The sequence below is a fragment of the Desulfoluna sp. CLI2B genome, from assembly GCF_056847375.1.
Window position 1 is genome coordinate 4,568,734 of the sequence record NZ_CP186557.1, and the last position, 25,286, is coordinate 4,594,019.

Annotated in this window: 25 protein-coding genes; 11 read left to right on the top strand and 14 right to left on the bottom strand. The window is 59.3% G+C overall.

All coding sequences use genetic code 11. From position 1 onward, the window contains the following. Positions 1 to 1,194 carry a GGDEF domain-containing protein gene (locus ACOYW2_RS21315; RefSeq protein ID WP_482767901.1) on the bottom strand — a complete coding sequence of 398 codons (1,194 nt, stop codon included), beginning with the start codon at positions 1,192 to 1,194 and terminating at the stop codon, positions 1 to 3. A gap of 261 nt (positions 1,195 to 1,455) precedes the next feature. On the opposite strand from ACOYW2_RS21315, the gene ACOYW2_RS21320 reads away from it, so the two are divergent. The 6 genes from ACOYW2_RS21320 (at position 1,456) to ACOYW2_RS21345 (ending at position 8,016) form a co-directional block, all read left to right on the top strand. Then, positions 1,456 to 1,923 (top strand): hypothetical protein, encoded by a 468-nt coding sequence (locus ACOYW2_RS21320; RefSeq protein ID WP_482417986.1) that lies wholly within the window; start codon positions 1,456 to 1,458, stop codon positions 1,921 to 1,923. Positions 1,924 to 2,110: 187 nt separating this feature from the next. Continuing rightward, positions 2,111 to 2,605, top strand: coding sequence for a MarR family winged helix-turn-helix transcriptional regulator (locus ACOYW2_RS21325; RefSeq protein WP_482767902.1), 495 nt, complete (start codon positions 2,111 to 2,113; stop codon positions 2,603 to 2,605). A 323-nt stretch (positions 2,606 to 2,928) separates the two neighbouring features. After that, the gene (locus tag ACOYW2_RS21330; RefSeq protein ID WP_482767903.1) at positions 2,929 to 5,658 is read left to right on the top strand and encodes an efflux RND transporter permease subunit; all 2,730 of its coding nucleotides are present in this window, start codon (positions 2,929 to 2,931) and stop codon (positions 5,656 to 5,658) included. Positions 5,659 to 5,942: 284 nt separating this feature from the next. Further along, a complete protein-coding gene (locus ACOYW2_RS21335; RefSeq protein WP_482767904.1) occupies positions 5,943 to 6,791 on the top strand; it encodes an outer membrane lipoprotein-sorting protein in 849 nt (282 codons plus the stop codon). Continuing rightward, positions 6,788 to 7,123, top strand: a complete 336-nt coding sequence (locus tag ACOYW2_RS21340) for a hypothetical protein (protein ID WP_482767905.1) — start codon at positions 6,788 to 6,790, stop codon at positions 7,121 to 7,123. The genes ACOYW2_RS21335 and ACOYW2_RS21340 overlap by 4 nt, the downstream gene beginning before the upstream one ends. After that, complete coding sequence (locus ACOYW2_RS21345) at positions 7,084 to 8,016, top strand: hypothetical protein (protein WP_482767906.1); 933 nt, start codon at positions 7,084 to 7,086, stop codon at positions 8,014 to 8,016. The genes ACOYW2_RS21340 and ACOYW2_RS21345 overlap by 40 nt, the downstream gene beginning before the upstream one ends. 431 nt (positions 8,017 to 8,447) lie before the next feature. Here the strand turns inward: ACOYW2_RS21345 and gcvA are convergent, their stop codons facing one another. Further along, the gene (gene gcvA / locus ACOYW2_RS21350; protein WP_180142880.1) at positions 8,448 to 9,344 is read right to left on the bottom strand and encodes a transcriptional regulator GcvA; all 897 of its coding nucleotides are present in this window, start codon (positions 9,342 to 9,344) and stop codon (positions 8,448 to 8,450) included. Between the two features lie 711 nt (positions 9,345 to 10,055). On the opposite strand from gcvA, the gene ACOYW2_RS21355 reads away from it, so the two are divergent. Next, the gene (locus tag ACOYW2_RS21355; protein WP_482767907.1) at positions 10,056 to 10,526 is read left to right on the top strand and encodes a superoxide dismutase [Ni]; all 471 of its coding nucleotides are present in this window, start codon (positions 10,056 to 10,058) and stop codon (positions 10,524 to 10,526) included. Between the two features lie 11 nt (positions 10,527 to 10,537). Here ACOYW2_RS21355 and ACOYW2_RS21360 read toward each other — a convergent pair whose 3' ends face one another. From ACOYW2_RS21360 to ACOYW2_RS21375, 4 genes are all read right to left on the bottom strand, one after another. After that, positions 10,538 to 11,632 carry an SO_0444 family Cu/Zn efflux transporter gene (locus tag ACOYW2_RS21360; protein ID WP_482767908.1) on the bottom strand — a complete coding sequence of 365 codons (1,095 nt, stop codon included), beginning with the start codon at positions 11,630 to 11,632 and terminating at the stop codon, positions 10,538 to 10,540. A gap of 91 nt (positions 11,633 to 11,723) precedes the next feature. Beyond that, positions 11,724 to 12,080, bottom strand: a complete 357-nt coding sequence (locus tag ACOYW2_RS21365) for an ArsR/SmtB family transcription factor (protein WP_482417994.1) — start codon at positions 12,078 to 12,080, stop codon at positions 11,724 to 11,726. A 106-nt stretch (positions 12,081 to 12,186) separates the two neighbouring features. Further along, on the bottom strand, positions 12,187 to 12,600 hold the full coding sequence (locus ACOYW2_RS21370) for a GNAT family N-acetyltransferase (protein ID WP_482767909.1): 414 nt from the start codon (positions 12,598 to 12,600) through the stop codon (positions 12,187 to 12,189). A 50-nt stretch (positions 12,601 to 12,650) separates the two neighbouring features. After that, positions 12,651 to 14,255, bottom strand: a complete 1,605-nt coding sequence (locus ACOYW2_RS21375; RefSeq protein ID WP_482767910.1) for an RNA-binding domain-containing protein — start codon at positions 14,253 to 14,255, stop codon at positions 12,651 to 12,653. A 301-nt stretch (positions 14,256 to 14,556) separates the two neighbouring features. On the opposite strand from ACOYW2_RS21375, the gene ACOYW2_RS21380 reads away from it, so the two are divergent. Beyond that, complete coding sequence (locus ACOYW2_RS21380; protein WP_482767911.1) at positions 14,557 to 15,555, top strand: sulfite exporter TauE/SafE family protein; 999 nt, start codon at positions 14,557 to 14,559, stop codon at positions 15,553 to 15,555. Between the two features lie 14 nt (positions 15,556 to 15,569). Here the strand turns inward: ACOYW2_RS21380 and ACOYW2_RS21385 are convergent, their stop codons facing one another. The 3 genes from ACOYW2_RS21385 to ACOYW2_RS21395 form a co-directional block, all read right to left on the bottom strand. Further along, entirely contained in the window at positions 15,570 to 16,166 is a 597-nt protein-coding gene (locus ACOYW2_RS21385; RefSeq protein ID WP_482767912.1) for an N-acetylmuramoyl-L-alanine amidase, read from the bottom strand. A 61-nt stretch (positions 16,167 to 16,227) separates the two neighbouring features. Then, on the bottom strand, positions 16,228 to 17,550 hold the full coding sequence (locus ACOYW2_RS21390) for an acyl-CoA dehydrogenase family protein (RefSeq protein WP_482767913.1): 1,323 nt from the start codon (positions 17,548 to 17,550) through the stop codon (positions 16,228 to 16,230). Positions 17,551 to 17,675: 125 nt separating this feature from the next. After that, the gene (locus ACOYW2_RS21395) at positions 17,676 to 18,575 is read right to left on the bottom strand and encodes a LysR family transcriptional regulator (protein WP_482767914.1); all 900 of its coding nucleotides are present in this window, start codon (positions 18,573 to 18,575) and stop codon (positions 17,676 to 17,678) included. Positions 18,576 to 18,793: 218 nt separating this feature from the next. On the opposite strand from ACOYW2_RS21395, the gene ACOYW2_RS21400 reads away from it, so the two are divergent. Next, entirely contained in the window at positions 18,794 to 19,273 is a 480-nt protein-coding gene (locus ACOYW2_RS21400) for a PACE efflux transporter (protein WP_482767915.1), read from the top strand. Positions 19,274 to 19,306: 33 nt separating this feature from the next. Here ACOYW2_RS21400 and ACOYW2_RS21405 read toward each other — a convergent pair whose 3' ends face one another. The 5 genes from ACOYW2_RS21405 to ACOYW2_RS21425 all read right to left on the bottom strand — a co-directional run bounded on the left by ACOYW2_RS21405 (position 19,307) and on the right by ACOYW2_RS21425 (position 22,923). After that, positions 19,307 to 19,615 (bottom strand): hypothetical protein, encoded by a 309-nt coding sequence (locus ACOYW2_RS21405; RefSeq protein ID WP_180142862.1) that lies wholly within the window; start codon positions 19,613 to 19,615, stop codon positions 19,307 to 19,309. A gap of 397 nt (positions 19,616 to 20,012) precedes the next feature. Beyond that, on the bottom strand, positions 20,013 to 20,675 hold the full coding sequence (locus ACOYW2_RS21410; RefSeq protein WP_482767916.1) for a TetR/AcrR family transcriptional regulator: 663 nt from the start codon (positions 20,673 to 20,675) through the stop codon (positions 20,013 to 20,015). A gap of 331 nt (positions 20,676 to 21,006) precedes the next feature. Beyond that, on the bottom strand, positions 21,007 to 21,321 hold the full coding sequence (locus tag ACOYW2_RS21415) for a hypothetical protein (RefSeq protein ID WP_180142858.1): 315 nt from the start codon (positions 21,319 to 21,321) through the stop codon (positions 21,007 to 21,009). A 458-nt stretch (positions 21,322 to 21,779) separates the two neighbouring features. Then, the gene (locus tag ACOYW2_RS21420) at positions 21,780 to 22,223 is read right to left on the bottom strand and encodes a YqaA family protein (RefSeq protein ID WP_482419935.1); all 444 of its coding nucleotides are present in this window, start codon (positions 22,221 to 22,223) and stop codon (positions 21,780 to 21,782) included. 142 nt (positions 22,224 to 22,365) lie between these two features. Further along, the gene (locus ACOYW2_RS21425) at positions 22,366 to 22,923 is read right to left on the bottom strand and encodes a hypothetical protein (protein WP_482767917.1); all 558 of its coding nucleotides are present in this window, start codon (positions 22,921 to 22,923) and stop codon (positions 22,366 to 22,368) included. A gap of 567 nt (positions 22,924 to 23,490) precedes the next feature. Between ACOYW2_RS21425 and ACOYW2_RS21430 the strand changes: the two genes are divergently transcribed. Both ACOYW2_RS21430 and ACOYW2_RS21435 read left to right on the top strand, forming a co-directional pair. Further along, on the top strand, positions 23,491 to 23,931 hold the full coding sequence (locus tag ACOYW2_RS21430) for a hypothetical protein (RefSeq protein WP_482767918.1): 441 nt from the start codon (positions 23,491 to 23,493) through the stop codon (positions 23,929 to 23,931). Beyond that, entirely contained in the window at positions 23,928 to 25,268 is a 1,341-nt protein-coding gene (locus ACOYW2_RS21435; RefSeq protein WP_482767919.1) for a ferredoxin reductase family protein, read from the top strand. Before ACOYW2_RS21430 ends, ACOYW2_RS21435 begins: the two co-directional genes overlap by 4 nt. Positions 25,269 to 25,286: the final 18 nt, after the last annotated feature.

Sequence of the window (25,286 nt, forward strand, 5' to 3'; positions counted from 1 at the left end):
TCACGGGGCCTTTCGGATCACCACGCGGTTCCTCCCCGCCTCCTTTGCCGCGTAGAGGGCTTTATCGGCTTGCCTGATCAGGGACTCCCTGTCCTCCCCCGGTCGGGGGCAGACCACGGCCCCGCCGATGCTGATACTCACATGGCCCCACGGCAGGGAGGGATGCATCAGCCCCAAAGCCCCCACACGCCGCCTCAGGGACTCCCCCAGCACAGCCAGGGCATCTGCATTCGCGCCGGGAAAGATCACGGCAAACTCCTCGCCACCGTAGCGAGCCACCATCTCACCCTGGCGCCGTACCCCGGAGCCCAGGGAACCTGCCACCTGTTTCAGGCAATCGTCTCCGGCCTGGTGCCCGTAGGTGTCGTTGTACGCCTTGAAAAAATCGATATCCAGCATCAACAGACCAACGGGCGCTCCCACCCTCATGGCCCGACGCCACTCCCCCTCCAGGGCTTCGTCAAAGGCACGCCGGTTGCTGACTCCGGTGAGGCCGTCCACATACGTAATGGCCTGGAGCCTGCCGTTGGCATTTAAAAGCTCCCGGTTCGTCTCCTTAAGCTGACGGTGCTGCTCTTCCATGGTCCGACTCGTCAAATACCGTCCCACGCGATCGGAAAACCGAAATCGCACCATGATCAGCCCCACCAGGGTCGTCAGTACCACATCCCCGATATCAAACCAGGAAAAGCCCGGCCACCCGCCTGCCCATGCAGACCCCAGGAAAAAAAACAGCAGGGCCCCCAGGTAAAGCCCCTGGGAAAACACAGGGGTCACCACCACAAGAAGGGAGCTCAGAAGAAGAACCGATTCGAACACAAAGGGGGTCTGCATCAGGATGGCTGCCAGGGCCGCCCCGAACAGGAGAAGAATCAGGTTCGCCCGATGAAAACCAAAGAGCAGAATCGATCCGACGAGAAACCTCCGGGCATAAAAGGAAATCCCCAGAGTTAAAAGGGGGGGCAGGAAAACAGCCCCGAAAAAGAGGCCCCGGGGCATGGCGGGCACCATCCCGGATAAAAGGGCCCCAAGGTCCTCTGTCCCCCCCACCCACACCAGGGAGAGAAGGTACTGACCCAGCACCAGCAGGGCGATGACCTGCTCCCGGACAATGTTGTCTCTGGCCGTGCGGCGATTGAAACCGGGCACCTCCCCCGGCGGTATGTCCTTGCTGCTTTTCAGGTTGCACCCCATGGCATTCCCCCTTCTTTTTACCGGATATTGTCAACCCTATCGGATGAATGCTCACGGAACATAAGAAGGTTTTTTCCATGGCCCCCCGCAGAAAAACACCGGTTCGGCAGCAGCCCCCAATCCCATGACCTTTCGGATGAAACCCGCCTTGCAGCCCCAGGTTTTCCAGGGAATTACCGGGCGGACACGGATTCGCATTGCAGGGACAAGAGGGCTGGAGTATGGTAAGAAAACACCCCCCGAAGAACCAAGGAGTGCATCATGGACATACATATCGGCATCGGCATCGGCCCTATACGGTTCGGCCAGGAAGAAGAGAGCGTCACCGAACACCTGGGCCTTCCCGAATCCCGGGAGTACATCGAATTCGAAGATGCCCTGGGCGACGGCACCAAAGTCCTTGGGTACTATGGGGACGGCCTTGTCTTCAACTTCGACTCCGACGACGACTTCCGCCTCTCCACCATCGCCGTTCGCGAGCCCGGCCACACCCTGTTCGGCAAAGACCTGTTCGGCCTGACCAAACTGCAGGTCCTCACCCACCTTGCAGGCCATATCAATGAAGCGCCCCAGGAAGAGCTTCACACCGAAGACGACGCCCCGGATTACCTTTTGGTGGAATACGTGGACCAGAGCCTTTTTCTCTGGTTCGATGCCGACACCCTGGTGGAGATCGAAATCGGATACAGGTTCGAAAATGACGAACCTGTCTGGCCGAAAAACAGCTGATGGCAAACCATGTCGGCCCAGTCACCGATGCACCCTGCCCCACCCGGTTCATGATGGTTGGTTCGGCCTGACCGTGGGGCCCAGCAATCCCGCGGGTTTGCCAAAGCCTTAGACCAACAAAAGCGATGAGTAAGAATCGTCGCTTTTTTTCTTGACAAGAATAGTTAAGCAGCTTTACCATTGTCCCATGAAAAAGCAAGAGACCCCCATAAAGGACCTGATCCAGAAGATCACCCAGGTCCTGCACAAGTACGAGCGCATGGAAAAGCTGCCCCTTGTGGTCGACGCAGGCGAAGGCGCCACGTTGACCGTCTCCACCAAGGAGGTTCACACCATCGAGGTCATCGGCGATCACCAGGAGATCAACATCACCGATGTGGCCGGACACTTCGGCATCACCAAAAGCGGGGCGTCCCAGATGATCGCAAAACTCGAAAAAAGAGGTTTTGTAGAGCGTCGCCAGTCGACCCACTCCAAAAAGGAGTACTGGCTCTACCTGACCCCCAAGGGCTGGGCCGCGTACCACACCCATGAGCGCATGCACGGCGAGGACCGGGAGGTTCTTTTCGAGCACCTCTCGGGGGTGCCTATTTCCGACCTGAAAAAAACGGCGCAGATCCTGGGGATGTTCGAAAAAACCCTGGACGCGCGACTGAAACAGGCGGACATCAAAAAAGCGTAACACGTTGCGCCGGCGCCCCCAGCGCCTGAGCCGAAGGGGGCTTTGAGCGGATGCGCCTTTATTTTTCACAACAAAATAGTTAAGCAGGTTAACAAAACAAATCGTCACACAGACCCAACCCGACAGCTTAGCCTGACAGTAGTGCGCCAGATTTTCTGAGCCCCAACATCCGTCGGCACGAACGTGCCGGGTACCCCGGTACCCCTGCGCCCGATTGGTGCACCCTATTAGTTAAGCAGATTAACCTTTTACTTCCATGACGCAGCCTTATCCAGGGCTGCCCCAGACCAGAACCCTTTACCCTCAAGGATTTGGAGATCCCCATGAACGGCTTGAAACGATTCCTGATCAACGCGGCCATTATCCACGCCAAAAAGGTATCCCTGCTCATCCTGGCAGCCACCCTTGCGGCGGCGGCCTTTTTCCCCCGGGTGGTCATGGACACCGACCCGGAAAACATGCTCAAGACCACCGAACCGGCACGTCTTTTCAACGATGAGACCAAAAAGAACTTCGCCTTAAGTGAAATTGTCATCGTGGGCATCGTCAACGAGGAGGACCCCGACGGCGTCTTCAACCCCGCGACGTTGTCTAAAATCCACACCCTCACCCGGTTCGCAGAAACCCTCAGGTGGCCCGACGAATCAGACCCGGCCACAACCCACGGGGTCATTGCAGCAGACCTTGTGGCCCCCTCCCTGGTGGACCACATGAGCCAGGACGCCCCGGGCTCCCTTCGCTTTGACTGGCTAATGCCCGAGCCCCCCACGACCCGGGAGGCAGCACGGGCCATCCGGGACAAAGCCCTTTCCAACCCCCTTCTCAAAGGCCGCATGGTCTCTGAAGACGGACGCGCCATCAGCCTCTACCTGCCCCTCACCAAAAAGCTCATCAGCTACAAGGTCTACACAGCGCTCCGGGAAAAGATCGCCGAGATCAACACCTCCCTGGAAGGCGACGTCTTCCACATCACCGGCCTGCCCGTTGCCGAAGGCGCCGTGGGCGTGGAGATGTTCACCCAGATGAGCACGGCCTCACCCCTGGCCATGGTGGTGATCCTGGGCCTTCTGGCCCTGTTCTTCCGGAAGTGGGAGCTCATCATCCTTCCCATGATCATCGCCACGGTCTCCATTGTCATCACCATGGGCCTGATGATCGGTGCAGGGTATCCCGTCCATATCCTGAGCTCCATGCTGCCCATTTTCCTCATGTCCATCGCCATGGTGGACTCGGTGCACGTCTTGTCCGAATTCTTCGACACGTACACCCCCAGGGCCGGCCGGGCCCACACCATCCGGTCCGTCATGGAGACCCTGTTTGCCCCCATGCTCTACACCTCCCTCACCACGGCCGCCGGCTTTTTGTCCCTGACCCTGGCCCCCATCCCCCCGGCAAAGGTCTTCGGCGGCTTTCTCTGCATCGGGGTCATGGTGGCCTGGCTGCTGACGGTTCTCTTTGTCCCGGCGTACGTCATGATGATACCGGAAAGGCGCCTTGCATCCTTTGGCCACACTCACCAGTCCGGCGGGGAAGCAAAGGGACTGGCACGCCTCCTTTCGGCCCTGGGCCGCTTCACCTTTGCCCACGCCAAGGTCATCCTGGCCGGTTTCTGCCTGGTGGTGGCCGTCTCCGTCTGGGGGATCACCCGCATCCAGGTCAACGACAACTACGCCAAACGCTTTGACACCAGCCACCCCATCCGCCAGGCAGACACCGCCTTGAACCGGCACTTTTCAGGCACCTACACCGCCTACCTGGTCCTGGGCGACACCCGGAACGAAGCCCTCGACCAGCAGGATATCCAGGACCTGGCACACCGGCTGGCCCGCTTTGCAGAGGGGCACGAAAATCCCCTGGTCCGAGCCCTGGCAACACAGATGAGGTCAAAGCTCCCGGCACTGGGTCACGGGAGCCCGTCCGCCCCCGAGCTGTCCGAACGCATTGTCGAGTCCATTGAAACGGCATCGTCCGCGGCCGACGACGCCCAATACGATGCCTGGCTCGACATCCAGACCTTTCTGGAGGTCGAGCTCCAGAACCACGCAATTTTCAAGCGGCCCGATCTCCTGGCCTATGTGGCGGACCTCCAGGCCGCCATGGACGCAAAGCCGTATATCGGAAAAACCGAGTCCACCGCCGATGTGGTCCGCAAGGTCAACCAGGAGCTCACCACGGGCCGCCCCGAAGACTTCACCCTCCCGGACACCCTTCCCAAGATGGCCGAGTGCTACCTGCAGTTCCAGCAGAGCCATCGGCCCAACGACCTGTGGCACCTGGTCACCCCGGACTACAAAAACGCCATCATCCGCCTGCACTTCAACTGCGGGGACAGCATGGCGACCCGCAAAGCCGTGGAGGCCGTCAACGCCTACACGGCCATCCACCCGCCCCCTGTGCCCCTCTCCTTTGAGTGGGCAGGCCTGCACTACATCAACCGCGTCTTGGAAATCAAACTCGTGGGGGGATTCCTTCGCTCCTTTGCCGGCAGCTTCCTCATGGTGCTGGTGATGATGGCCTTTCTCTTCCGATCCCCCTTATGGGCGATGCTGTGCATGGTCCCACTGGCCATTACCCTGCCCCTGATCTACGGGGCCACCGGCCTTGCGGGCAAAGACTACGATCTGCCCATTGCCGTGATGAGTGCCCTGTCCATCGGCATGGCCGTGGACTTTGCCATCCATTTTCTTGAGCGTAGCCGAAAGGCCGTTGCCGCCACCGGCAGCTGGGAGGCGGCACTGCCACTCGTCTTCGGCGAACCCGCCCGGGCCATCAGCCGCAACGTCCTGGTCGTCGCCTTCGGGTTTCTGCCCCTCCTCGTCGCCTCCCTGGTGCCCTACAAAACCACCGGAGCCATGCTCTTTGCCATCATGGCCGCCTCGGGCCTCATCACCCTGGTGGTTCTGCCTGCGATCCTTACCGTCTGGGAAGAACGGTTCTTCCCCGGGAAAAAAACGACCCACTCCGGTGCCTCGGCTCGGATTCACCCCAGAAAGGTGCCTTCCATGATGGAGATAAAGAAAAAAAACGCGCATCCGGGGTGCACCCGCAAGTAGCGTTCAAGGCGGCCCTGCCGGGGGCCAAACGTTTGCCAATTTAGATGCCTTGGGTTTGACAAACAGGTTTTGCTTGGGTTTCACGAAAATCTTCGCGGAAGCTCTTCCCCTGAGGAACGAAGGGGGAGGGCTTTCGCAACCTGGGGTCCAGGGGTGGCGAAGCCACTTAGGCTAAAAATCCCCTGGCCGCCGGAGGCACGCTTTTTGAGCCCACGTTAACCTTAGAAGGCTTGTTTTTTGAATCGACCTTGACCAGACAAGGCATCTTTTACGAAGGAGACACCATGAACACACACAGCAAGACAATCCCGGCCGTTTTCCTGGCCCTGTGGATCCTCATCCTCACCATCCCCTGTGGCCCGGCCCTGGCGGATGACCTCACCAATGCCGATGAAATCGTCCGGCGGGCAAACCATGCCGCCCTTTACCCCGGGGACGACACCAGTGCCAGCGTCCGCATGGTCATCACGGACAAGCTCGGCCGAACCCGGAAGCGGGCCTTCAACACCCTGAGGAAGAACCACCCGGCCGAAAACGGCGATCAGTTCTACCTCATCTGCTTCAAGTCCCCGGCGGACGTGCGCAAGATGACCTTTCTGGTGCACAAGCACGACAGCCCGGCCAAAGACGACGACCGGTGGCTCTACCTGCCCAACCTGGACCTTGTGAAACGCATTGCCGCAGGGGACAAGCGGACCAGCTTTGCAGGCTCCGACTTTCTCTACGAGGACATCTCCGGGCGAAACATCCACGAGGACCGCCACGTGCTAAAGGAGGTCACCGACCGGTACTATGTCGTCGACAACATCCCCCTGCGCCCGGAGAGCGTCGCCTTTTCCCACTACACCGCCACCATCGACAAAGCGTCTTTCCTCCCCGTCAAACAGGCGTTCTTCGATAAAACCGGTGCCGTGGCCCGGATCATTGAGGCCACCCGGATGGAAAGCATTTCCGCCATAGAAAACGGGCAGGAGCGTCACTACCCCGTCATCACCCGCTCTGTGGCCACAAACATCGCCTCGGGCAGTGTCACGGAGATGAGGGTCTCCAACGTCCGGTTCAACACCGGGGTGTCCGACACCCTCTTCACGGAGCGGTACCTGCGCCGCCCCCCGCGGAGGCTCCTGAGATGAAGGGATTCTGCAGCATCGCAGGTTTAATCCTCCTCTTCCTTTGCCTGGCCGCTACGGCCCGCGCAGGACAGGCCCTGCCTGCCTGGCTCGACCCCATGGAGTTCCACGGCTACGCCGAGGCCCGGGCGGGCTGGCGACCTGAAAAAGGCCCGGAGGAGACGGGGTGGTCCCCCCTGGAAGCCCGTTTTCAAGGGGACCTCTCGGCCATGTACGATGGGTTTGAGCTGAAGCTGAAAGGGGATATCTGGGCGGACGGGGTCACCGAAAAGGTGGAGAATGACCTGCGGGAGGCATGGGTGTTGGCCAGGGTAGGGGGGGCGCCACCGACCTGACGGTGGGACGCCAGATCCTCACCTGGGGCACCGGGGACCTGGTCTTTCTCAACGACCTCTTTCCCAAGGACTGGCAGGCCTTTTTCATCGGGCGGGACGGCGATTACCTCAAGGCGCCGTCAGACGCGGCAAAGGTGAGTATCTTCACGCCCCTGGCCGGTGTCGACCTGGTCTACACCCCTCGCTTTGACCCGGACCGCTACACGGACGGCACCTATATTTCGCCAGGAAACACAAGCCCTGTGGACACGCCCGATGGCTGGTTCAGAGATGATGAGATCGCCCTGCGACTCAACAGGCGAGTGGGAACCTGGGAGGTGGCGGCCTACGGCTACAAAGGGTTTTGGAAACAGCCCTCAGGCACCACGCCCGAAGGCGTGGACCGCTTCCCGGCCCTTGAGGTCTACGGCGCCAGTGCCCGGGGCCAGCTTGGCCCGGGCATCGCCAACCTGGAGGTGGCCTGGTACCGCTCCATGGAGGACCGCTCGGGCACCGACCCCCTGGTGAACAACTCGGAGCGGCGCTACCTTCTGGGTTACGCCCGGGACATGGGCCGAGAGCTGACCATAAGCCTCCAGTATTATGTGGAAGAGATCCTCGATCACGGGGCATACGCCCACGCCCCCGGAGCCACCCGAGACCGCTTTCGCCAGGTGCTCACCTGCAGCATGGAGCAGCAGCTCTTCAACCAGACCCTGAGCCTTGGGTTTTCCGGTTACTGGTCCCCCACGGATGAGGACGCCTATCTCCGGCCCCTGGCTGTCTACAAGGTGTCGGACCGCGTGCAGGTCACCACCGGGGCCAATGTATTTCTGGGGCGCAGCAACACCACGTTTTTCGGGCAACTGGAAGACAACACCAACATCTACACGTCAATCCGGTTTGCCTATTGAAACAACGCCGCCGGAGCTATTCCGGTCAAAGTCAGGTCAAAAAACAAGCCTTCTATGGTTAAAGTGAGCTCAAAAAGCGTGCCTCCGGCGGCCAGGGAATAAATCCCCTATACCCCAGGTTGCGAAAGCCCTCCCCCTTCGTTCCTCAGGGGAAGAGCTTCCGCGAATATTTTCGTGAAATTGAGCAAAACCTGTTTGTCAAACCCAATGCATCTAAATTGGTAAAAGTTTGCCCCCCGGCAGGGCCACTGGAGGCGTCTTTAACCTGGCTGCCTCCGGCGGCGAGGGTGGCGAAGCCACAATAGCGAAAACACCTCGAAAGCTTATTGCCCTTGCGCTTTGCCCTTCGTTCCTCAGGGCAAAGCGCAAGGGCCTTCTACGCGGGCTAAACGGATGGCTTATACGGGCTGAATAGTAACGGAAGGATTCCGTCAAATCTGATTCTGGGCCTGGAGTTCGGCCGTGATCCATTTCTTGAAGGCCAGGACCTTGGCGTCCTGAACCTTAATCTCCGGGGTGAGGAACCAGTAGGAGATGGGCGAGATGACCCCCACCTTAAAGGGGACCACCAGGGTCCCGGACTGGACGTGGTCATGGATCTGGATGGTGCTTCCCAGGGCCACGCCCTGGCCGTTGGCAGCGGCCTGGATGGCCATATAGAGAAGGTTGAAGGTGGGCCCCTGCCGCATCTCCATGAGGTTCATGCCCACGCTCTCAAGCCACATGGGCCAAAGGCAGAGTTCGCTGTTGCGAATCAGCAGGTGGTGCTTCAGGTTCCGGATGGTTGTCAGGCCGTGGGCCCCTTCCAGGAGTTCCGGGCTGCAGACCGCATACACCCTGCCGTGGGACAGTTTGGTGCAATGCACCCCGGGCCACGGTCCGGCGCCGTAGCGAATGGCCACATCCACATCCTCTTTGCCGAACTCCGTCCGCACCGCGGTGGCGTTTATTTTCAGGTCAATATCGGGATACTCCTGGCAAAACAGGTGAAACCGGGAGAGCAGCCACTGGTTGGCAAAGCTCGGGGAGACGTTCACGGACAAAACGCCCCTGGCATCTTTTCGGGAAAGTGACGCCGTGGAGATACGGATCTTGTCCAGGGCCTCGGTGACGGACGGCAGGTAATCCACACCGGCCTGGGTCAAACTCAGGGACTGGTGTCCCCGTCGGAACAAAGGAAGCTCCAGAAAATCTTCCAGCTTTCGGATCTGCTGGCTTACCGCTCCCTGGGTGATGCAGAGCTCGCCTGCGGCGGTGGTAAAGCTCAGGTGCTTGGCCACCGTTTCAAACACGACCAGGGCGTTTAAGGGGGGTAGGTTGTGAGGCATTAGTTTTTCTAATAGTTCGTTAAGTATTAATGGTTTGTGAATTTTCGGCCCGGGAGGTATCTCTTTTGTCACTCCAACATGTAACACCCCCTGCCGGCTTCAGCCATCCTTTTGCCGGCAGGGGTCAAGAACGGATTGATTCTCCTCCTAAGTAGATTTCTGGCCGCCGGCAACGCCGGCGGCGGCCAGAAATTTTTTTTTGCCCTGCCCCTTCATGTTTCTCTCTTTTATCCCATAGATGTCGTTCGGTACCGCTGAAGGGCATGCAAATCGTGGCAACATACAACAGGACGCGATCCGTGTACACTCACTTCGTCGGAGGCCAGGGTTAACGCATTTAGATTTTTGCCTCCGGCAGCCCTTCCGGGGGACAAACTTTTGAAAAGTTTGACAAACAGGTTTTGTTTTTTGAGGATGCGTCCCTACAAGGCATAGCCCCTCTTCTTTTTTTATTTACCGGAACGTTTTTGCGGAGCTTTTTTTTAAAAAAGCGACCCGCCGGAGGCACCATGCCGACCAAGGTCGTCCCCGTCCTTCACCCTGGTTCCCACCATGGCAGCTATGGTATAATATCCCCCTGAAAAAAGCGATAAAAGCCACAGGCTCCCAGAGCCTGTCGGGCATCGTTTACCCACCATCCGTGAGGACCCGTCCCCGAGCCCCCACTTTCCTGTCCCAGGGTTCTCCCAACGCATTTTCAAGGAGAAAACCATGAAACGTTTTTCCGGTATCTTCGGGCTGTGCATGGCATGGGTCGTTATCCTTTCGGCCCCGTCCGCCTTCGCCCACTGCCAGGTCCCCTGCGGGATTTACAACGATGAGATGCGCTTTGAGATGATTTTCGAGCACATCGCCACCATCGAAAAAAGCATGAAGGCCATCAACGAGCTTGCCCTGTCCGACAAGGGCAACACCAACCAGATCGTCAGGTGGGTCTCAAACAAAGAGCACCATGCAGAAGAGATCCAGAAAATCGCCACCCAGTATTTTCTCGCCCAGCGGATCAAGCCCCCCAAGGACACCAAAGAGATGCCCGGTTATGTGGAGAGCCTGAAGTACGTCCATCAGCTGGTATTTTTTGCCATGAAGGCCAAACAGTCCACGGATCTTGCCCACGTCAAGTCCCTGAGGGAGACCACCGAGGCCTACCGGGCACTCTACCGCACCATGACGGGCCATTGACACAAGGGGCCTTACCCGCACTCACAGGCCGGATCAGAGCATCCCCCGTGGCCCCCCCTGCCGAAAAGCACGAGGCCGAAGAGGACCAGTGCGCTCACCGTGCCCACAAAGGTCCGCCCGGCATGTTCGGCGCCTGCCTGCCACCCGGCGCTGAGGCCGGTAGTCGCATAAATGGCGTCCACGGCAAACCCAAGGGCAAGGGATGAGACCATGATGCCCACCAGATAAAGGATCATGGACTTTTTCCCCAAAATGCGTGTGATCACGGAAAGTGCTGCGGCATTGGTGGCGGGTCCTGCCAGCAGGAACACCAGGGCCGCTCCGGGGCTGAACCCCTTGAGCACCAGGGCAGCGGCAATGGGTGTGGAGGCGGTGGCACACACGTACAGGGGAGTACTGATCAGCAGCATCACCAGCATGGCCACCAGGGGGCTCCCCAGGTAGGTCTCCACAAGATCAGGCGATACAAAGACGGTGATGAGCCCAGCAATGCCCACCCCCACAAAAAACCATCCGGCAATATCGGTAAACAGATCTCCAAAGGCGAATCCCATGCCCGTGCGCAGCCGCTCCATGACCGTGGGCTTGCTGGCCGGAGCGCTGCACCCGCATCCGCAGGCCACGGGCTCGTCGTTTGCCGGAGCCATGGGAAATACCGCCCTGGGGGCCGGGGTGTCGGTCGTCTCCTTCACGTCCGGGTCCAGGGTGCGTACCAGCTGCCCGGTGACCATGGCGGTCAGAAAGGCGGAAAGGGGCCTCAGCAGTGCCATCAGGGGGTCCAGAAGGGCCCAGGTCACGGCAATGGAGTCCACCCCGGTTTCCGGCGTGGAGATCAGAAAGGAGGTGGTGGCGCCTTTGCTGGCCCCCTGCCTGCGCAGACCCGCAGCAGCAGGCAACACCCCGCAGCTGCACAGGGGAATGGGTACCCCGAAAAGAGAGGCTTTCAACAGGCTCGATCCGTTCTCACGCCCGAGGTGGCGGGCCACAAAATCATCCGGGATAAAGGCCTTGAGAAGGCCTGCAACAAAAAATCCAAACAGCACATAAGGAGCTGAAAGGCACAGGACGGTCCAGCTTTCGAAAAGAATCCGTTCCAGTAAGATCATATCGTTTCCTTTAACTCATGTGTGACCACATGTTCACATGTTGTATTAAAAAAAAGCGGGAGAAAGCCCTCCCGCATTCGATCTGTCCCTGCTATTCGTTCACATGCTGAAGCCCTTGTTCAAAGAGGGTATGCACATGCATGTCGTCCAGGCTGTAAATCGCGTTTTTCCCATCTTTTCGGTACTTGACCAGCTTGTGGGAACGGAGCACCCGAAGCTGGTGGCTCACGGCGGATGAGCTCATGTCCAGGATATCGGCCAGGGCACACACGCAAAGTTCTGAAAAGGAGAGGGCATGAAGGATCCGAACCCTTGTGGAGTCCCCCAGCGCCTTGAAAAGCTCCGCCAGGTGAAACAGAGTCTCTTCAGACTCCATCCTGGCGCCCACTGCAGCGGCGATTTCGGGGTTCATGCACTCAGTCTGACAGGCATCGGGTCTGTTGTCCATTGAGACTCCTTACATTTGAATATATGCTCACTTATTCCATTAAGCAACCCCTGTCAACAAAATCCGGGGATAGCCGTGAAAATATCGAAAAAAAACGCCCTGCCACCTACGCCGAAGGCGGCAGCTGGTCCAACTGGATGTTACGGGGATAAAACCCCAGGCGACGGTAAAAAGCAAGGGCGTCCCCGTTGCCGTACACAACGGAAAGAGAACGCCGGGCCACCTTTTTCTCATCCATCCAGGAAAGCCCCCGGCGGGCCAGGGCTTCCCCCAGGCCGCAGCCCCTGCAGCCCACATCCACATAGAGGGAGTCTATCTCCCCCGCTCCGGAGGGTGAGATCGTGCAGACGCAATACCCCACGTCCACGCCCCCCCGAACGGCCAGATCCACCCTCACCATGCCACCGTGGCACAGGATATCTGCGGAGCGATCGGCAAAGGACCGTGCCGCAAGAAATTCAGAAAAATGGATGGAATGGGCTGCATGGTGAGCCTTGAGTTTCTCCCACAGGGGAGCCACCCGCCCCAGGAGCTCTTTGCCCCGGTGTCAAACACCGTTTCGTTCATGGGTTATTTCCCGGACTCCAGGTATTTCAGCATCTGGCGCATGGTCAGGCTCAGGCTGGAAGGCCCGCTGCGCACATAAAAGGACTCTTCCTTTTTGTTCAGGAGAAACACGGGCCGGTCCGCCCGCTCGCATTCGATGACCAGAACTGTGTGACCGTCGATGACACCGATGTAGAGGTGTAGGTACTGGGTGAACTCCAGGCCGATGTGCTGGTTCATCAGGTTTCGGAAATGGAGCCGGCACTTGTCCTCGCTTTCGAACCCGTCCGGTGCCGTGCCCACGACCTGTCCGTCGTCGTCCACGCCGATGACGATGATCCCCCCGGCCGAGTTCATGAAGGCCACCACGGTTTTCAGCCAGGCGATCTCAATGTGCTTATCGTTCTTCTCCGTCTTGAGGTTCATGCGCATGGTGGACTTGAACTCCAGGGAGGACCCCTCACCGCGGGTAATGAGGCGGCGAACATCGTCTTCAAAATGATCATCCCGGATCACCCGGTTCGGCATATCCCGGAGCTGGTGCCGGTATTTCCAGGTCAGGTACCCGGCCATGACAAACCCCGCCCCCAGGATAATCAAGCCAATGAACAGGATGCCCCACCGCCGCTCCAGAACCTTCTGCAGAAAATCCGACTGGGGCACCACAACCCCGATCCAGAACTCTTTGGTATCTGCAGTGATGGGCTGCACACCGGCCCAGTAGGCTCGACCCTCAATGGTAAAGGTAAAGGCCCCCGTGGGCTTTCCCTTGGCGTGCCAGGCCCCCATGGCCTCCCGGACGTCGGGGGCTTCCACGGCGGTATGATGCAGGAAAAACTGATGGGTCTCGGCACGTTCTTCTCCGCTCACCGGGTGATAGACCGAGGCGTCCCCGTCAAAGAGAAACGCCGTGCCGTTGGGGCCGACATCGGTCTCGGTGATCCGGTTGAAGAGGTCATTGACGGGCACGTCCAGGGCAAGCACCGACGTAAGGGGATCCTTTCCCTCCGAAGTCCAGGCCATGACCGCCGACAAACCGGGGACCTCCTTGTAGTCCAGCATGTAGGGGGGCAGCCAGGTGACATCGTCCTGTTTGTCCGAGGTCAGGGAGAGGCCCTCCCTGTACCAGAAGCGGTTCGTCACGTCGTAGGTTTTCTCTTCCTCACGGGTATCGATGAGCTGGCCGTTCACCCACTGCTTCCAGGTGATGACCTTGGGGCGATGGGGGGAAACGGTCCGGGTGATCCAGATGTTTTCGTTGGCCGTAAGCAGGTAGGAGCGCCCCTCGGTGTCCCCGAACTTCACCGCCGCCACCTGGGGCATGTTCTCCATCATGGGAATGAGCTTGGTGGTGATGGAGGCGATGTCGTCCATCTGCCAGATCCCGGCAACCCCCCATTTCTGGATCAGCAGGGCGTTGCTCCGCACCGGGTCGTAAAACTGGAAGATGGCGTCGGATGTGGCCCGGAGGTTCTGGCGGATATGCTCCTGGGCGATCTCCTTACGTATGTTGGCCCCCTGGATCAGGGTCACCGCGGTGATGGCCCCGGTGGTCAGAAGGATCACCACGATCAGGTCGCGCAGCAGCCGTTGCCGTGTCCCCGCAGGATTGAGCAATGTTTTAATCATGAGAAACCCTTTTCTCTCCTTCGAGTGCATACAAAAAGGGGCAGTATGCCATAAAAATCCGGGACTCAAAACCTTTCACCGGGCACACGCCGGGGTGATCTTGCCTCCCACCACCTCATATGATAGGGAAACGACCAGCTCACAAGGCTGGAGAAGACCCACCAGGCCCCCATGACCAGGTCACCGGCCGATTTCGCTGAACGCTCCGTTATCCTCAAAAATCCCGGGGCATCAACCTCCCCCCAACCTCCGTTGGCCATTCCACGGTGGGCCCGGGGCCTATACGGAGCAGTCGCCCCCCATGCGTACCAACAAACGTCCGCTGTATGCTATTCTTTTCACGGTTCTGTGCCTGTGGCTCTTCATGTTCCCCCATTTCCAAAAAGAGTTCCTCGACAAATTCTACTACATGCCGTTTCTGGGGGTCATCGCCGCAACGGTTGCCAACACAACTCCGGCAGCGGCGGGCATCGTCTATTTTCCGGTTCTCACACGGCTCCACATCACCCCGGCCAGCGCCGTGCAGTTCAGCCTCATTATCCAGGCCTACGGCATGGGCCTTGGAACCTTCAAGTGGTACCGCGTCAATAAGAAGCTGTTCATCGCCAATGTCATTCCGCTGTGCCTTTTGGGAGGTATCCTGGGCATTGTCACCAGCATTGTGGTGGTCCCCATAAAAAACCCCGAGCTGCTCACCCTTATCTTCAATACCATGGGGTTTGTCTTCACCCAGATCATCTTCTTTTCCATCCTGCGCAAGCACCACTACCCAAACCTGAGCATTGACCTGACCGCACTGAATTCGGCCATCCTTTTTATTTTTTCACTCATCGGAGGCCTCATTTCAGGCTGGATCGGGTTCGGCATCGACACCCTGTTCTACTTTATCCTGACCTTTTTGTTCAGGGTGAACCCCGCCGTTGCCATTGTCACGAGCATCTCGCTGATGGCGGCCCTTTCGGCGGTGGGCACCCTTTTGAATATCGCCCTCTACGAGGTTCCCTTCTCCCTGTGGTATGCAGCAGTGCCGGGAGTCACCGTCGCCGGGTTGTTTCTCGCATCGTATTTTGCGGTGAAAATCGGGCCCAAGAACATCCTCCTGCTCTTTGCCTTTCTGATGAGCGCCGATTTTTTCATGGCCCTGTGGACACAAGACACGATCCCCATGAGCCAGACCATCCGAATGGTCCTGACCTACGTCCTGGTCACCTACCTTCTGGTCATCCACGTCAAGATATTCAAGCTGAGCTACCAGGATCTTGACCAGCGCTGCGGCGGGTTCAAACCCGACGAACCGTAACCGGCCCGCTGCGGCTACACACGCCCCTCCGCGCATCGCACAATGGCCCTCTCATGAAAGTCCACGATGCGACGTCGCCCCTCCGGGGTCATCAGGATCTGACGGCACTCCTCTTCGTTGTCCATAAAAAAATTTTCCGTCAGGACGGCGGGCATGGCCGTGTGCTTCAGCACAAAAAAATTCCTGTCCTTGTCAAAATCCCCGTCCCTGACGTCCGCACGCAGGGGCCTGTCCGGGAACTCGCGGACAAACTCCTCGGAAAAACAATGGGCCGCCGCATCGCTTTTCGTCGTCCCCTTGGACGAGTACACCTCAAACCCGGAGCCGCCCCCTGCGTTGGCGTGCACGCTCACATAAATAGAGGACTTGCCCCTGTAGCGGTTCGCCCGTGTAACCCGGGTCCCGAGGGTGACGTCCCGCTGCTCCGGGGCGATGAGGACATAGGGAATGCGCCTCTGGCTCAGGCGCTCCGACAGCCCGTTGACGATCCATCGGTTGAACTCCCCTTCAAAAAGCTGGCTCCCGTCCTCCCATCGGGGCGACCGCTTCCCCGAGGTCTGGTAGACACCATCAATCACACCGCCATGGCCCGCATCCAACAAAATCAGCATCTTTCTCTCCCTTCCCACCAGAAAAACCGTTGTGTTACAAAATGAGAGACCGGCACTCCGACTATGGGGTTTCTTTAAAGGCAGAAGCCGGGAAAAAGCAGTAGGGACAGGCCTCCGGGGGCTCGTCTCCCTGGTGGACGTAGCCGCAGACTCGGCACCTGAAGGTTTTGCCGCCGGGGTTTTCCAGGGGATCGGTCTCGCGCTGAACAGGCAGGTCCTCCAAGGGGGGCATGGCCGGCTTGTATCCGGACAGGAGCCAGCCCGAGACAATGAGGCGCTGGATTTCGCTGGTGCCCTCATAGATCCTCAGCAGGCGGATATCCCGCATGAATTTTTCCACGGGGAACATTTTTGTGTATCCGTATCCCCCCAGGATCTGCATGGCCTCGTCCACCACCTCCCAGGCGGCCTCCGTGGCGTAGAATTTGGCAATGGAGGCGGCGATGGTGGGGTCTTTTCCCTCATCGGCCTTCCAGGCGGCTTTCCAGGTCAGGAGCCGGGCAGTCTCCACCTTCTGGTACATCTCGGCGAGCTTGAACTGCACGGCCTGGAACCCGGAGAGGGGCGAGCCAAAGGCGTGCCTCTTCTTGGCATAGTCCAGGGCAAACTCCATGGCGGAACGGGCCGCGCCCACGGCAAAGGCGCCGATCATGGGGCGGGTGCGGGCAAAGGTCTTCATGGCCAGCACAAAGCCCTTGCCCGGGTCTGCCAGCACATTGGACTTGGGCACCTTGACCCCGTCGAAGCGGACCCCCACGGTGTTGGAGCATCGCTGCCCCATCTTGGGGATGGGCTTGCCCACGGTGATCCCCTTGCACCGCATGTCCACGAACAGGGCACAGATCCCTTCATGGCTTGCCTTGGGGTCCACGGTGGCAAAAACCGACATGAAATCGCAGACGCCGCCATTGGTGATCCAGTACTTGGTACCGGTGAGCAGGTAGTGATCCCCGGCGTCCGTTGCCCGGCACTTGATGGCCGACACATCCGAACCCATGGTGGGCTCCGAGGTGGCAAAGCTCACCCGGGCCCCCTCCACAAGCACCTGGGCGAAAATTTTTTTCTTCAATGCCTCGTTGTCCGACAGGATCAGGGGCTCCAGCCCCAGGGAGCTGTCGAAGACACTGGTGGCAATACCGGGGCATGCCGCGGCCAGCTCCTCGGTGACAAGGGCCGCGTCCACAAGGCCGTACCCACGCCCCCCATACTCGGACGGGATATCCGCATTCATGAACCCGGCATCCAGGGCCTTTTCAAGCACCTTCACCGGTATCTCATCCTGTTCATCGTAATGCCAGGCCACGGGCAGCACATGGTCCGCAGCAAATCTCCGGGCCCGTTCCCGAAGGGCCAGCTGAGCGTCCGTCAGATGAAAATTGAGCATGAATCGTCTCCTGTCATGGGTTGAAGGGGAGGAAAAGGGCCTGATAAAAATGAAAAAAGTATACCACAGGCAAGAGACCCTGTGCAAAGCCGGGAGCAAGGAATCGTGGAAAAAGCCCGCCCCTGTCAGACCTGGGGGAAGGAGCGTGTGAGGAGCTCTGAAAGGGAATCGGCCAGCCACTCCGCCGCAGGGGTCAGGGGCCGCCCTTTTTCCCGGATAAAGTAGATATCGCTTTGAAAGCTGCCCCCGCCAAACACCACGGGGAGCTCCACCAGGCGACCTGCCCGGACATCCTCGGCCACCTGGTGCCGTGCAAGGGCGGCCCAGCCCTGCCCTTTGAGAACAAGCTCCCTGATCACATGGCTGCTCTCGCACTGCCAGATCCGCCGCCCGAACCGAAAGGCCTCGGGCTCCCGCTCCCCTTTCCGGCTCACCGTCACCAGTTGCCTGTGGGGAGCCATGTCCCCGGGGGTCACCTTTTCCAACCGGGCCAGAGGGTGGTGGGAAGCCGCCATCACCGCAAATTCCATGTGCCCCAGAAGGCGCCAGTCGCACGCATCACCGGGAGCCGTAAGGGGAAGCTCAATGCCTGCGTCAACCCGTCCCGAGGCCACCATCTCCCCCACATCCCCCATCACCCCGGTGAGCAACTCCACCTCGGTGTCGGGGAAAGCACCGGAGAACCCTTCCAAAAGATCGGAGAGGATCGAGGAGGGCACCAGCTCATCCACGGCAAGACGGATCATGGGTTCGGCCCCGCCGGCCAGGCGGTCGGCATGCTCTGAAAAAGCCCGACATCGCTCACGGATCTCCCGGGCCTCCCGCAGGAGAGACTCCCCTTCAGGGGTCAGGGACGGGTACTTGCCCGAACGATCGAAAAGCACCACCCCCAGATCGATCTCCAGGTTGGCGATGGCCGTGCTCACGCGGCTCTGGGCCTTGCCAAGCCGCCGCGCCGCCGCTGAAAACGACCCGGTCTCCACCGCGGCGATGAACGCGTCTATATACTCCAGGCTGAATCCCATGATGTCTCCCCTTAAAAGCGTATTTCCCGTGGACTGAAGGCCAGTGCGCTGTCGTAAGCCCTGCCACCGCCTGCCGCCATCAATCTATCCGAATATCGGATAGTATCAAACTTTTACCCAACCGAAAATGCGATTATATAACACCCAAAATGACCACACAGGCACAGCACACCGGCGGTGCCGCCACCCCATACGGCAATTAAACCGAAGGAAGAACCATGAACACCACCATGCGAAGCACAAAGGACAGGCTACGGCACGCCCTCCTCTTTGAAATCACCCTGCTCATAATCTGCGTCCCCCTTCTCTCCTGGGTGATGCACTCCCCCATGGAGAAAATGGGCGCATTGAGCATCACCATGAGCCTTATGGCCATGGCCTGGAACTACCTCTACAACATCCTCTTCGACCATGCGCTGCTTCGGGCGGGCAGGCCCCTGTACCCCCGTGGGCTGGGACTGCGAACGGCCCACGCCCTGCTCTTCGAAGCCGGGCTGATGTGCGCCACCATCCCGTTGGTGATGTGGTGGCTCCACCTCTCCTTTTTCAAGGCCCTGATGCTGGACCTGGCTTTTCTGGTGATGGTGCCCGTCTACACGATTCTTTACAACGGGCTCTACGATCGGATCTTTCCGGTGGGTGGGCTTTCCGGCAAAGACGGAAAGATGGCGGGAAAACCGGCAGGGGTTGAGGGATAAAAGGGCTTGGAAGGTGGCCGACGGCCGGAGGGGTTATTTCCAGAACTCCCACCACCGCTTTTCAGGGTAGAAGGTCCGTTCCATGTCGATGCGCGAGTCATCATAGGTCACGTCCAGCTCCCAGAGGGTATGCATGGCAACTTTCTGGGGGTTCTCGGGCGTATTCAGGGTCTTGGCCCGGAGCTCACCGTCGTGCCAGATTCGTGAGATGGCCTGGAGTTCGGCCTGCCTGGGGCTGTCCGCTTTGATGATCATGTTCTGGAAAAAGCCCTGCCGCACGGTTTTTCCATCCACCGCCATCAGATAATTGCTGCCGTTCATCAGTAAACGGTATTTTTTCATCGTCACTCGTCAATTGTATCGGGTTACGGAGCGTGGGGAAGGATCACCAATCAACGTTCCCAAGAAAAGCACAGATCGCCGCCATAACGAGGCGGATGATTTGCCGCTGAAATGGTCCTTCTGCAAAATGGCGATCCATTGCTCATGTGCCCGGTCGTGCCCGGTCCCCCCCACCAAGGGAAATGGGTACATAGCACAAGATGACTTTTCAGAGAAGAAAAAAGGCAGTATCCCCAACCGTTACCATATCCGAAGGCCACCGTCTGCCAAACATCTTCACGTTCCTCCCAAAGGCAGGCCGTGTTCCCTTCTCCCTATTTTAAGTAAGGAGAAAAAAGGCCCGGGGACACCGGGCCTTTGCTATCTCTTTGATCCATGGCTCGACAGGCGCCCTGTGTCATCCGGACGGCTCCCGGGTCAGTTCCACCCCGGGGGCAAGGAAGGGGACCAGTACCCCCACCACCGCATACTCCAGGGTTGTCAGGGCCCAGGCCCTGGTGTGGGTCTCCGGTGCCAGAAACCACCGCTGCCCCACCCCCTGGTAGATGGCGGCAATGGAGCGGGCCACCGGTTCGGGCTCCATCCCCACAAAGAGCCCCCGGGCCATGCCCTCCTGCAGGGTCCCGGTCAGGAGCGCCACGCAGCGTTCCGCCCAGCGGGCGAACAGGGGACGGTACTCGGGGTGGTGCATGGCCTGGTACATGAAATCGGCCACAAGGGGATAGCCCGTTTCCACCTCTTCCCGCTCCCTGTCGAACAGCACGTGGATACGGGCAAGGCGGGAAAAGACCGAAGGTTCCTGCTCAAGCTCCCGCTGCACGGCGTCGAAGACGGCATCGAAGTATGCGGTGAACGCCGCCTTGATAAGGGACTCTTTGGAGGAGAAGTAGTAGGCGATGCCTCCTTTTGAGAGGCCGGAACGGTGAGCGATATCGTCCATGCGAACGTTGGTGCTCCCTTTGTCGGCGATGGTTCGCACGGCGGCATGCGTACTCTGGACGCGAATCGCTACTATTTCCAGCTGGACAGGTCTGGGCCATGGGTCTCCTTTTGGGCGCATGAATACACGGCATCGTCGTATCTGTGGAAGCAGGGAGGCCCCTGCGTTACGGCTGAGGAGATCGCAGAACGGGTATCCGACCATCAGGTTGACAAAACGGCTGATCGAATTTCTCTGACGTTAACATCGTTCACGCCCAGATGTCAACCCAGGGTCGTGGGCAACTCGCCGCCATTGCGGCGCAAGCAAAAAAAACCGACCCGCGTCACGGGTCGGTTTTCCCCAAGGGCCTTTATCTGCGCAGCATCCGCTGATGGCGGCGGTACAGCCGGGCCCTTGAAAATTCAGTACGGGTGATGCCCCTGTTCCCCGGAAGCATCACCCCTTTTTCCTACCCGCCGAAGTTTCCGCCCCCGATGATGCCGTCGCTGTCATCCGGGTTGTAATCAAAACCGGTGAGCACACCGCCGGGCTCCATGACGCTCTCTGCGTTTTCTGGTCCCCAGAAGGCGGGGCATTGGGTTTTCAGCTGAGTGATGCGTTCGTCCATCTCAGCCTCAAGCATCCTCAGGTCCTCCACAAACGCCTGCATGGGCAGCTTGTCCGCCGAGGACATCTTGGAAATAATTTCGTTTTCCTTGTGGATGGCATCCCGCCACCGTTGAAGTTCCAGACTCAGGTTGGCACAGTATTGCTTGGTGTCCATAGCCCCTCCTTGTTTTTCAGCGTCAAGGTCACCGTCGCCCGCGTATGGTGCCTGCCGACGCGGCGTGGCCCTGAAGGCCAGACGGCCTGGCCGTCACACAAAACGCCCGTTTGGTTTTCGCGTGCGTCCTCTTTGGCGATGTGCCCGGGTCCTTTGGAGAGAATAAGGGGACATGGTGATGCGTTGCATAAGGGGCCGTCGTGAGGTTGCGGCAGGGTGCATGGGAAGAGGCGTTAAAATACGAGAATCGTTCCTGGGCCAAGGCCCCGGGTCTGGGCCTGTTGGCTCCGCAGGCGGGTTCACTCCGGGAAAATTGATAATGATGAGCATGGCTGCCCGGCCGGTCACATCTGCCTCTATTCTTCATCAGGCGCGAAAGTAAGTCAACAAGAAAAACCAGCAATTAACGGCAATTATGCTGATTTCAGCTTATTTTCCCAGACAAAGCCATCGCAAACTTACATCACGGTTCCCACCATGGCCACAACAAAGGCATAGCGGCCCAGTTTCCCAATAAAGACAAGCAAAGCAAACCGAAAAAAGGGCACCCGAAAAAGCCCTCCCACAAGGCAAAGAGGATCCCCCACAACGGGCACCCAGGAGAGCAGAAGGGACCAGCTTCCCCACCGCCGGTACAGAGCCCGGGCCCGGCCCCGGGCAGCGGGATCGATGCGCAACACCCTCTCCATGAGAAAAGGACCGCCCCAGACCCCGATGCCCCAGGTGGTCAGGGCCCCCAGTACGTTGCCCGCAGTGGCCGACGCCAGGAGCATCCCGGGCTGCCCACCCTCCGCCAGCAGGGCCACAAGCAGCCACTCAGACCCCAGGGGGACCACGGTGGCCGCAAGAAAACTCACTGCAAAAAGAGACAGGACGCCGTGTTCGACAAAAAATTCCAGCATGTGGGATGGGGACCTTTCCTTGGTGTGATGGGCGCACGGGCGCGCTGGTTTCTCGCCGCTGAACCGGCGCCGGAGACACAAGATACATCACCCGGTCCCACAACGCAAAAGGCTTTCACGCGGCCCGTGCAGGTCCCCATCCTCACTCAAGCAGCCGCACCCCGAAGACCAGGGAGACGGAGACATCAAGGATATCGATCTCACTGGTGCGACCGATCCCCGTGGTGTAACCGGTACTGAACCGGAGGGCAAGGTGGCGGTTGAGGGCCTGATCGAACCCGATCCCCAGCCTCGCGGCCCCGCCGGAGCGGCTGGAGGCATAGGCCGTGCCTTTGGGGTCCACGTCCATCATGCCGCCGGCAAGATCGATGAAACCGCGGGTGGTGCTTTCCGGGTTGAACAGCCAGCGGGTCTGGAGCATCAGGGTGGAGATCTCCACCTCTCCGTCGGTGATGTCATTATCGGCTTCGAAGTTGCCCGTCTTCATAAATATGGCGCCGATCTCCACGTGATCTGTCACGCCGGCGGCATAGGCGATCTGCCAGCCCACCGAGGTATCGCCCTCGGACACGTCATAGGGGGCCAGGACCCCGCCCGACAATTCGATGGAACCCACGTCCCCGTAAGCCGTGCCCACCGCTGCACACAGCCCCAGGAGACAGATCCAGGGGATCCAACGGGGAAAAAGGATGCGCTTCATGGCGTCCTCCCAAACAAAACCCGGCTGCCGAATCACTGGGAGCACACACAAAAACCCTCAGGGCAACACGCGGAAGGCACGGGCGCCGACAACTCCTGAGGCGCCGTGGACCGAATTCATGAAATCAATGATGATGGGGATACCCGGAGCCTGTGGTGTCCACAGCAATCCGGGATGGAAGGCAAGCAGGACAAAGCGGAGGGAACCAACGTAACGAAATGAAGGCAATAAAGACAAGCGGGTAACGATGGGTGACTAATGATGAAAAATCCTGTAAGCCTGACGATGGTTCATTTTCTCCCAAATCGCGCATCCTGTCAACAATAACACACTGTCTTTCCACCATATAAAGACCGCATCGCCAAAATCACCGTCCCTGTTCTTCCCGGCGATGAGAAATGGGTCCACGCGAGAAAAAGCGCCCTGCCCCCGAGCCTTGGCGCGCCCTTTACACCCTGGGCATAACCTGTTAAAAATAAGCGTATTACAAAAATCGCCGCCTTTTTTCGCCGGCATCAAAACGGCGACCGCGGCGGTCACCCGTCAACGCCCCATGATGCTCCGGCAATGGTGCTCCGCAATCTCGCCGGTGCCAACCTCAGACCATCCAACAGCCCGGGTCTTGCCATGTTGCAAAAGCCTGCCCACATGCTTGTCTGTTCCCACATGCTGCTCAGCTTCGGGGGCCTCTGCCTCCATGCCGGCCTTCACCCGCCCGTCAAGAGCCTCTTCTTCTGGTGGGCAGCCCCTGTCAGCGTGTTCAGCCTCCTGCTGCTGCCTCCCCTTTTCCTGCGGCCCGCCACCGTGGGCGTGGCTGTCCTGATGAACGCCTTTGCCGTTTCCGCAGGAGTCGTGGGCATGGTGTACTTCTCCCTTCTCAACCCTCCGGTTCCCCTGACCCCGGGGACCCTCCTGTCACACTCCACCCTGGCCCCCGTCTGTATCCTCCTGGGAAAACTCCCGCTGGCCCAGGCCATCTTCATGGTCATGAAACAGGAGGCCCCATGACCATCCGCACGGCTCCCATCCAAGCCCGGGGTGCCCGGTACGGAATCATCACCGGGAGCCTGGTCGTTCTGTTTCTCCTCTTCTGCGGTGCCCTTGCCATCCCTTTTCTCTTTGAATCCTTTTCCATCAAATACAAATTCGGCCTTGCCAAGCTCCTTCTCCGGGCAGGAAAGCTGGCGGGCATGGCAGCAGCCTTCCTGTTGATGGTGCAACTGGTTCTCGCCTCCCGCCTCACATGGCTCAATCGCCTGGTGGGCATGGACCGGCTTTTGACCCTGCACAAGGCCAACGGCATGCTTATCGCCCTTCTCGCCCTGGCCCACCCCCTCCTTGTCTTCGGCCCCGAAGAGGTAACCGCCCTGCCCTTGAAGGCAGCCTACTGGCCGGAAATCGTGGGGGCCGGTCTTCTCATGGGCCTCTTTTACCAGACCGCATCCGCCCTGTTTAAAAAATCCCTGGGCTTTCCCTTCCACCTCTGGATGCGAGCCCACCAGCTGGGCGGAGGCCTTGTGCTGGTCCTGCTCTTTGTCCACCTCCTCTTCTCCAGCGAAACCTTTGAGGAGGGTCTTCCCCGGGCCCTTGGCCTGCTCTTCGGCACCCTCTGCCTCGGGGTGGTCATCCGTCGCCACCTCCCTGTCCTGCGCCACCTCTCCCCCTGGCGGGTCGAGAAGGTCGCCCCTGCCGGCAAGCGCGCCACCCGCATCCACTTGCAGCCCGAAGGAAAGCGCCCTTTTCATTACCTTCCCGGACAGTTTGCCTTTCTCTCTTTTCCCTCTTCCGTGGTGTCTCCCGAGGAGCACCCCTTTACCATCGCCTCGTCCCCTACCCAACCCAACGCCCTGGAGTTCATCATCGGAAAGAGCGGAGACTGGACCCGTGCCATGGATTGCGTCAGGGAAGGGGAGCCTGTCTTCATCGACGGGCCCTACGGCAGCTTCTCTCATCTGGTGCGTGCAGACGACGCCCCCCTGGTCTTCATTGCCGGGGGTATCGGCATCACCCCCATGCTCAGCATGCTCCGATACATGAACGATACCCGGGACAACCGACCCGTCATCCTGATCTGGAGCAACCGCACCCCGGACTCCCTGTTCAACGCCGAGGAGCTGGTCCGGATCAAGCGCAACCACCCGGCACTTTCGGTGCACCTTCTCTTCACAGGGGCCCCTGAAAAGGAGCGGCTCACCCCAGAGACCCTGCACGCGTTCATGGACCACCTCCAGGCGCCCCAGGTCCTTGTCTGCGGTCCGCCCCCCATGATGACCGCCGTTGAGGCTATGCTCAGGGAGATGGGCATCCCGGCAAGTCGAATCCATACCGAAACCTTCGGTTTTTGATATATGTCACGAGTCTAT

Bases quoted from the DNA above. Each gene is read 5' to 3' on its own strand.
- ACOYW2_RS21315 (WP_482767901.1), bottom strand. From the start codon at position 1,194: ATGGGGTGCAACCTGAAAAGCAGCAAGGACATACCGCCGGGGGAGGTG.
- ACOYW2_RS21320 (WP_482417986.1), top strand. From the start codon at position 1,456: ATGGACATACATATCGGCATCGGCATCGGCCCTATACGGTTCGGCCAG.
- ACOYW2_RS21325 (WP_482767902.1), top strand. From the start codon at position 2,111: ATGAAAAAGCAAGAGACCCCCATAAAGGACCTGATCCAGAAGATCACC.
- ACOYW2_RS21330 (WP_482767903.1), top strand. From the start codon at position 2,929: ATGAACGGCTTGAAACGATTCCTGATCAACGCGGCCATTATCCACGCC.
- ACOYW2_RS21335 (WP_482767904.1), top strand. From the start codon at position 5,943: ATGAACACACACAGCAAGACAATCCCGGCCGTTTTCCTGGCCCTGTGG.
- ACOYW2_RS21340 (WP_482767905.1), top strand. From the start codon at position 6,788: ATGAAGGGATTCTGCAGCATCGCAGGTTTAATCCTCCTCTTCCTTTGC.
- ACOYW2_RS21345 (WP_482767906.1), top strand. From the start codon at position 7,084: ATGGGTGTTGGCCAGGGTAGGGGGGGCGCCACCGACCTGACGGTGGGA.
- gcvA (WP_180142880.1), bottom strand. From the start codon at position 9,344: ATGCCTCACAACCTACCCCCCTTAAACGCCCTGGTCGTGTTTGAAACG.
- ACOYW2_RS21355 (WP_482767907.1), top strand. From the start codon at position 10,056: ATGAAACGTTTTTCCGGTATCTTCGGGCTGTGCATGGCATGGGTCGTT.
- ACOYW2_RS21360 (WP_482767908.1), bottom strand. From the start codon at position 11,632: ATGATCTTACTGGAACGGATTCTTTTCGAAAGCTGGACCGTCCTGTGC.
- ACOYW2_RS21365 (WP_482417994.1), bottom strand. From the start codon at position 12,080: ATGGACAACAGACCCGATGCCTGTCAGACTGAGTGCATGAACCCCGAA.
- ACOYW2_RS21375 (WP_482767910.1), bottom strand. From the start codon at position 14,255: ATGATTAAAACATTGCTCAATCCTGCGGGGACACGGCAACGGCTGCTG.
- ACOYW2_RS21380 (WP_482767911.1), top strand. From the start codon at position 14,557: ATGCGTACCAACAAACGTCCGCTGTATGCTATTCTTTTCACGGTTCTG.
- ACOYW2_RS21385 (WP_482767912.1), bottom strand. From the start codon at position 16,166: ATGCTGATTTTGTTGGATGCGGGCCATGGCGGTGTGATTGATGGTGTC.
- ACOYW2_RS21390 (WP_482767913.1), bottom strand. From the start codon at position 17,550: ATGCTCAATTTTCATCTGACGGACGCTCAGCTGGCCCTTCGGGAACGG.
- ACOYW2_RS21395 (WP_482767914.1), bottom strand. From the start codon at position 18,575: ATGGGATTCAGCCTGGAGTATATAGACGCGTTCATCGCCGCGGTGGAG.
- ACOYW2_RS21400 (WP_482767915.1), top strand. From the start codon at position 18,794: ATGAACACCACCATGCGAAGCACAAAGGACAGGCTACGGCACGCCCTC.
- ACOYW2_RS21405 (WP_180142862.1), bottom strand. From the start codon at position 19,615: ATGAAAAAATACCGTTTACTGATGAACGGCAGCAATTATCTGATGGCG.
- ACOYW2_RS21410 (WP_482767916.1), bottom strand. From the start codon at position 20,675: ATGCGCCCAAAAGGAGACCCATGGCCCAGACCTGTCCAGCTGGAAATA.
- ACOYW2_RS21415 (WP_180142858.1), bottom strand. From the start codon at position 21,321: ATGGACACCAAGCAATACTGTGCCAACCTGAGTCTGGAACTTCAACGG.
- ACOYW2_RS21420 (WP_482419935.1), bottom strand. From the start codon at position 22,223: ATGCTGGAATTTTTTGTCGAACACGGCGTCCTGTCTCTTTTTGCAGTG.
- ACOYW2_RS21425 (WP_482767917.1), bottom strand. From the start codon at position 22,923: ATGAAGCGCATCCTTTTTCCCCGTTGGATCCCCTGGATCTGTCTCCTG.
- ACOYW2_RS21430 (WP_482767918.1), top strand. From the start codon at position 23,491: ATGGTGCTCCGCAATCTCGCCGGTGCCAACCTCAGACCATCCAACAGC.
- ACOYW2_RS21435 (WP_482767919.1), top strand. From the start codon at position 23,928: ATGACCATCCGCACGGCTCCCATCCAAGCCCGGGGTGCCCGGTACGGA.